At 45.2% G+C, this 6266-nt stretch carries 6 protein-coding genes and 2 pseudogenes; 2 read left to right on the top strand and 6 right to left on the bottom strand.

From position 1 onward, the window contains the following. Positions 1 to 195: pseudogene (locus tag BM122_RS25610) on the bottom strand (transposase); the annotation flags it as partial. 52 nt (positions 196 to 247) lie between these two features. On the opposite strand from BM122_RS25610, the pseudogene tnpB reads away from it, so the two are divergent. Next, positions 248 to 526: pseudogene (gene tnpB / locus BM122_RS19935) on the top strand (IS66 family insertion sequence element accessory protein TnpB). Between the two features lie 458 nt (positions 527 to 984). Here tnpB and BM122_RS19930 read toward each other — a convergent pair. Continuing rightward, complete coding sequence (locus tag BM122_RS19930; RefSeq protein ID WP_074907276.1) at positions 985 to 1359, bottom strand: hypothetical protein; 375 nt, start codon at positions 1357 to 1359, stop codon at positions 985 to 987. Positions 1360 to 2237: 878 nt separating this feature from the next. On the opposite strand from BM122_RS19930, the gene BM122_RS19925 reads away from it, so the two are divergent. Continuing rightward, positions 2238 to 3116 carry a J domain-containing protein gene (locus tag BM122_RS19925; RefSeq protein ID WP_074907274.1) on the top strand — a complete coding sequence of 293 codons (879 nt, stop codon included), beginning with the start codon at positions 2238 to 2240 and terminating at the stop codon, positions 3114 to 3116. 344 nt (positions 3117 to 3460) lie between these two features. Here the strand turns inward: BM122_RS19925 and arfB are convergent, their stop codons facing one another. From arfB to BM122_RS26660, 4 genes are all read right to left on the bottom strand, one after another. Further along, a complete protein-coding gene (arfB, locus tag BM122_RS19920; protein ID WP_074907272.1) occupies positions 3461 to 3880 on the bottom strand; it encodes an alternative ribosome rescue aminoacyl-tRNA hydrolase ArfB in 420 nt (139 codons plus the stop codon). A 477-nt stretch (positions 3881 to 4357) separates the two neighbouring features. After that, the gene (locus BM122_RS19915) at positions 4358 to 5242 is read right to left on the bottom strand and encodes an alpha/beta hydrolase (RefSeq protein WP_256212247.1); all 885 of its coding nucleotides are present in this window, start codon (positions 5240 to 5242) and stop codon (positions 4358 to 4360) included. A gap of 40 nt (positions 5243 to 5282) precedes the next feature. Next, entirely contained in the window at positions 5283 to 5510 is a 228-nt protein-coding gene (locus tag BM122_RS19910; RefSeq protein ID WP_074907270.1) for a hypothetical protein, read from the bottom strand. A 470-nt stretch (positions 5511 to 5980) separates the two neighbouring features. Next, on the bottom strand, positions 5981 to 6266 hold a 286-nt coding region (locus BM122_RS26660; protein ID WP_256212246.1), incomplete at its 5' end, for a hypothetical protein.

Below are 6266 nucleotides of genomic sequence, written 5' to 3'. Positions count from 1 at the left end.
AGGTTGACATGCCTGCCCGGATGCCCTGATCAGTCTCTGATTGTCGCACCCATTTACGCAACGTCTCAGCAGTACAACCTATCTTGGATGCTATCCCAGTGCCGCCCATTGCGACTCATACTCCCCTTGGTGTTCATACAGCAATCGGACAGCTCGTTTACGAACCTCCGGTGAATATCTTACTTGTTTTTTCATTACTCTATCCTCTCAAGAAATAGAGTCTCCTGTAAACCCAGGGCGATTCAGTTTGTCGATGGCGGTACAGCAAAGCTTGGGACACTCGCCTTGTGCAGGCTTAGCTTTTGTGTTTGGCCATCGTGCTGGTAATCGTATCAAGGTATGGGTATGGGTATGGGATGGGACGGGTGTATGGTGATGTCATCGTCGCTTGCACAAGGGACGGTTTGTCTGGCCAGGCTCTGGCGAGCGCTGTTTTACATTGACGCAGGCGCAAGGGGAATGGCTGATCGCGGGTATGAATTGGCAGCGTTTATCCGCATTGCCACCCGCCCATTTACAGCCATAACAATATGTAATTATTTAACATTTACAAACAGTTAGGTAGACATAGGGTATAATGACGGCCATGAAATCGTGGCTACCGCTCGATCCACTGAGGGAAGCGAAGGGTCAGTCGACATGAGTAGCTTATTCGACAAATTGACATCCATCCACTTGGCAGACATCTGCATTCATATAAGATGCTCCGGTTACCGCAGCACCAGAACGCTACTTGAGAGGTATCAGCACCGCGACACCATCGTAGTGCTGATGGATTACGTTAGCGGGATCAAAATGGCAATCTCCGCCCCGCCATTCTCAACGATGTGCCGACGGGCGAGATCAGGGTCGGTGGCGAGCAGACACCGGATCACGCTGCCCACCTAGTCCTGCAAGGCGGTGAGCCCGTGCAATACCGAGGGATAGCGGCTCAGCAGATCGATTAGCGCTAAGCATTTGGCGTGACCCCTATCTATGCCGGTATCAAACTTCATAACGGTCACCTTCTCCTTGAACATATGGGTTAAGTGATGGATATTCAGGGCTGTGCCAGCGCTGTCGCCTGTGCCGCGTATTCGGCGCACATCGCCAGCAGATCGGCGTCAACGCCCGGCTGCTTCGGGATGAAGTTATCGACATCGAAGCCTTCGTCTTGAAGATGTAGATCATCTCGTAGCAGCTGTCGTGTTCCTCCAGTGCTGCAGCGCTGCCACCGGGTTCCACCTCGATCATGTAGACGTGAAGGTCATAGTCGTAGGGTTCACCGGCGCAGACTTCCGAGAGCCACTGCCGAACCAACTCTCGTATAGCGAGATTGAGGATACAGTCTACAAGGGAAGAATCATTGAGGATGAGCATAGGTACACCTCCTATCGTTAATAGAAAATAGAAAAAGCAAAACGCCCAAGGCCGATGAAGACCGAAGGCGATTTGTAGGATGTGACACTTTCAGATTACCGCGCTCAATCTGGCTAAGATAATAAGAAAATTAGCATTATTTAATTTCCAATTACTGAGGCGAATCAACATGAACTGCAAAACATGCGGTAAAAATCTCGGATTAGGCCCCAGTATGTTCCCTAATCCCATTTCTAAATCTAAATCAAAACTAACTTTGCCGGCTTTACTTTGCCGTATTATTTATACTGCCTAGGGCTCGCCTTCGCGTCATTTTTGATTTAGAAATGGGATTAGATGAAACACAAATGTGCATATAGCTGCTTCCATACGCAGTGCCAGAGGTTGATATTCGGGAAGGAGTCCTACTTGATCATTATTGCAATGAGCAACATGCGATTGAGGCATGTTGCTCATATTTAACCCTTGCAGGTGCCGAAGCTATATGGTCTGACGTTTGACCCATTGAAGATTGTGGCATTTGCAAAGAAAATATTGGAGTATATATCTGTAACTTGCCAGAAGCACTTAAAACAAAATCTAAAGTGTAAAAGCTTGGATTTAATATGACGCATTCAAAAATAGAAGTGAATAAGCACAGATAATTAGCATCATCGAAATGACTACTTCGTGCCAAAACCAGTTAGTCAATTTTTCTCAATAAGTCTCCTATAACCTGACATAATAATATGTGGCAGCGCGTACAGTCATGATCCCAGAAATATATATCGCTTCATTTAATATAATATGCAATTAGCACACGTACCAATTCTATTGTTAATGCCAGAAGCATGAAAGAGATATGAAGACTAATTAATTACTTGTTAGATGCAATAGGCATGGCTAAGATACATACCCATTATGATAACCTCAAGGTGTCACGTAACGCTCCACCAGAGATCATCCGTGCAGCATACAAGACACTTTCACAGAGATTTCATCCAGACAAGAATCTGGGGAATACTGAAGCAGTTCGAATCATGGTAATCATCAACACTTCGTATGACGTGTTATCCAAGCCAAACAGAAGAAGGGAGCATGACCAGTGGATTGCTCAACAAGAATTAAATGCTGCGCAAGCAGAGTATATTACCAGACAATCAAGATTCACGTCAAAAACTCCACCGGTCCATTCGTCATCTATCTCGCGTATTAATACTCGGGGAATACTTGCGCACATTTTCAGATACTCGATTCCTTACGGGCTTATTGGCTTATTTTTATGGAACTGGATAACTGAGAAACCGAGCACACCATTGGAACGCAAACATTACAACGCAGAACCCCCTCCATTCCAACTAAATTATGTCAGGCCAAGTACAGCGCCAAATGGTCAGCCATGGCCGGTGTTTGCTAGCTATGTTAAAGGGGGTAAACCACTTCACTCAGATATCCTTTCGACAATAACGGTAGAGAACAGCCAGAATGATTCTGATGTTTTCGTAAAATTGGTTTCTTTAGGTTGCGTAGAGGCTTATCCATTACGCCAATTTTATATTCCCGCTTTTGGCAGCTTCACTATGAGCAAGATTACAGCAGGAAGTTATGATATCTGCTACCGTAATCTTAGCAATGTCGATCTCTCACGTTCCGATTCGTTCAATATTGAGGAAATAAGAACTTTTAGAAACACTCAATACAGCAATTTCACAACGATGTTGCATAAAGATCAACAAGGAAATATGCAAGCCTATGATCTGTCCGAAGCGGAATTCTAAACTTAGCACTATGCTGAGCTTGAACGTTATCTCTGTTAAAAATGAATTTAGCGCGATCTCACTGTCTGGTTTGTGTTCAAGCTGTGCAAAAACACAAAAATCGAAATGTCAGTGGTTTGATCATGCAAGATATTGACTGAAATAGCGAGCATTGTGGAGTCAACCATTGAGTCATTGAGTATTGACTGATCTTTGGCTGGTCAGTAGGGCAATTCCCATATCGACAGGTTTGGTGATGAGTTTTTACACGGCCTCGGTCGCAAGCAGGCTGCCGAACTGTATTAAGGCTATACTACAAGAATATCAGCATAAATCTAAGCCACTACAACCACATTTTTTCTTATTTATTTCTCCTCCTCAACCTTCCTGCGTAACGACTTTCTTTGGCTTTGAATTACTTTACGTTCCAAACGCTTTGCCTTGGAAGCTTTGGTTGGTTTAGTGGGTTTTCGTGGTTTTATCTGGACAGTGACGCTTTTGATAATCTCTTGTAGTCGATTGAGTGCATCTTCTCTGTTTTTAATCTGACTGCTATACCGCTGAGCCTTTATGATAACAACGCCTTCGCTAGTGATTCGACTATCTTTTAAATTCAATAACCTTTCTTTATATATTTCCGGGAGTGATGAAGCCTTTATATCGAATCGCAAATGAACTGCAGTGGCAACTTTATTTACATTCTGCCCGCCCGATCCCTGGGCGCGTATCGCTTGAATTTCGATCTCAGTTAAGGGTATGGATAGATTGGCTGATATTCTCAACATAATTAATTAGTGTCTGCCTGGAAACCCTTTGTTCCTATAAAAAAACAGTGGGTTGCATCTAATTTAAGAAATGAAGATTTCTAAAAGATTGAGGCAGAGTGAGGTTGATTAATTGAATTGCGCTGGTTTTACTTAAATTCCTAGAAATCTTCATTTTTGAAATCAGGAGCAACCTTTTGTTCTTTATTGGGTTTGAGAGTTTTCGGGTAAGCACTAATTACTGAATTACCGTTTTTTGGGCGAAGTCAACCGTAACGCCGCGCTCACGCATTATTTCTTCCAATCGCCGATAGCTAATCGGACAAGCCACATACCAACGGATGCTTCAAAGGATGATACCCTGCTCGAACTGGCTGCCTTTGAAATCTATCATCGTCGCTTCACCGTCTGATTATCTCCGGGTAGGAGATCCAATCTCGGCAGAATTTCGAACTTTGCGACAGAATTACTTAAACATACAATCCTAAAAAATTCCTATCACTTATCTCCACCCATGGCCATATTGAGGAATTGCAGTAACCGGTCGCCGTGCGCTTGAATGGCCTCCACCGAGTCGTGAGCTACACCAGGAATTACCCAAAGCTGCACAGTGTCGCTGGGGCGGTGGGCGTAAAGGGTTTCGGCAGCGGTCACTGGTACGGTGCGATCCTGATCTCCGTGGACCAGCAGTACCGGACAATGGATAGCTTGGAGAGTATAGAGGGGAGCAATATCGTCCAGACGATGGCCAATGGTGCGCTCCACGTAGTCTATAACCCAGCGACCAATAGGCCAATAGGGGATATGGTGGGCGGCTATTACCTGACGCATGATTTCGGCGGGGTGAACGAAGGCAGCGATACTGATCACCGCGGCCAGTCCGCGACGTTGCGAAGCAACCAGTAAACAGGCAGCAGCGCCCACTGAGTGACCCAGAATCGCCAATCGTGCCGGATCCGCCTCGGGCTGTTGGACTAGCCAATCTAGAGCATGCTGGAGGTCTTCGGCAAAACGCGGCATGGAGGAGAAGGTATCGGCGTCACTGCGACCGTGATTGCGCGCATTTACCAGCAATACACCCAAGCCAGCGCGATGCAGCAGCGAAGCAAAGGGCAACATGTCCTCGGCGTTGCCACCCCAGCCGTGCAGCACTGCTACTATCGGTTGAGGTCCGGATAACGAGGCCGGGATCAACCAGCCGAATAACTGCTTGCCGCGGACAGTGGGGATGCGTATCTCACGATAGGCGAGTCCGAGCTCGGCAGGACTGCTCTGTTCGAGCCGACGTGGAGCATGAAAGCCGCGGCGCACCAAGGCCGGAGCAGCGGACCAAGCCAGCAGTATCAAGCTGAACAAAAGGGTAAGAGCGATAATTAAAGACACGGTGACTAAGATTAAGATGCGGCGATAAGGGTATTTACTATTAAAACACAAGCTTGACAATTATCGAAGGGCTTACGCAGGATGAGACAACTGCTCTGCTCTCCAGTGCGTGTACACTGTCGACGGGTTCTACCACGATCATGTAATCGTGGGTTTCGTAGTCGTATGGTTCACCAGTGCAGACTTCCGAGAACCGCTGCTCTACCAGCTCTCGTATAGCGGGGTCGGAAATGAGATCTACAAGGGAAGGATCATTGAGGATGAGCATGGGTGACTCCTATCGTTAATGGAAGACGGAAAAAGCAAAACGCCCAAGGCCAAGAGATGACCGGGGCCCTTTGGGGGATTGCGACGATTTCAGATTATCGAGCCCATAGCATCGCTGAAGGCTCTTGTTGTTATAGTATTAGATTGCTGTTTTTAATGGAAATATTTTTAGTGCATTAGAAGCTATTTGATCAAGCACATAACTCAGGTATTTGTAGTTAAGGGAAAATTTGGATATTCTCAGGAGAGGCAGAAGATAATCTAGGGAGTAATACAAAGATCTGATCTGATTAACTTGGGATAACCGTTACTCTTCATTGACATAAAATACTTACTCACCGTCATATCTACGGAGATTGTAAAGAAGAATAATTACTATAAAATATGGCAACATAATATTTTGTGATAAGATTTTCGTTATAACAATTTAGTCGTTTTATGTCATTGCTATTTTATTTTTATGTAATTATTTCATCTCATACGATAATTGTCTGTCTCGCTTCCTAAATTTTCTAGGCTGGAACCTACCGTGGAATAGCGGAACAGACATTCAAGCCCTGACCCGATCTCGAATCTGTGATAGAACAAGACGTCAGATTCTATATTTTTAGAGAACCTTTTAACAGTGGACTTGGTGTACACAATATTCACCAGAATCAAGGGTATGCGTCCAACGCTCCCATCTAAAACATCATAATTCACTGCATTATTATCCTCAAACGTTTTCAGGAGGATAATCGATGACATTACCGATGCA

Origin of the sequence: Nitrosomonas communis (assembly GCF_900114745.1) — a bacterium.
GTDB classification, from domain to species: Bacteria; Pseudomonadota; Gammaproteobacteria; order Burkholderiales; family Nitrosomonadaceae; genus Nitrosomonas; species Nitrosomonas communis_A.
The sequence above is the reverse complement of the archived record's forward strand: the minus strand, read 5'-3'. Positions and strand labels throughout refer to the sequence as shown.

What these genes read in the sequence shown, in the direction of transcription:
- BM122_RS19930 (WP_074907276.1), bottom strand. Translation starts at nt 1,359, where the DNA reads ATGCTCATCCTCAATGATTCTTCCCTTGTAGACTGTATCCTCAATCTC.
- BM122_RS19910 (WP_074907270.1), bottom strand. Translation starts at nt 5,510, where the DNA reads ATGCTCATCCTCAATGATCCTTCCCTTGTAGATCTCATTTCCGACCCC.
- BM122_RS19925 (WP_074907274.1), top strand. Translation starts at nt 2,238, where the DNA reads ATGGCTAAGATACATACCCATTATGATAACCTCAAGGTGTCACGTAAC.
- arfB (WP_074907272.1), bottom strand. Translation starts at nt 3,880, where the DNA reads ATGTTGAGAATATCAGCCAATCTATCCATACCCTTAACTGAGATCGAA.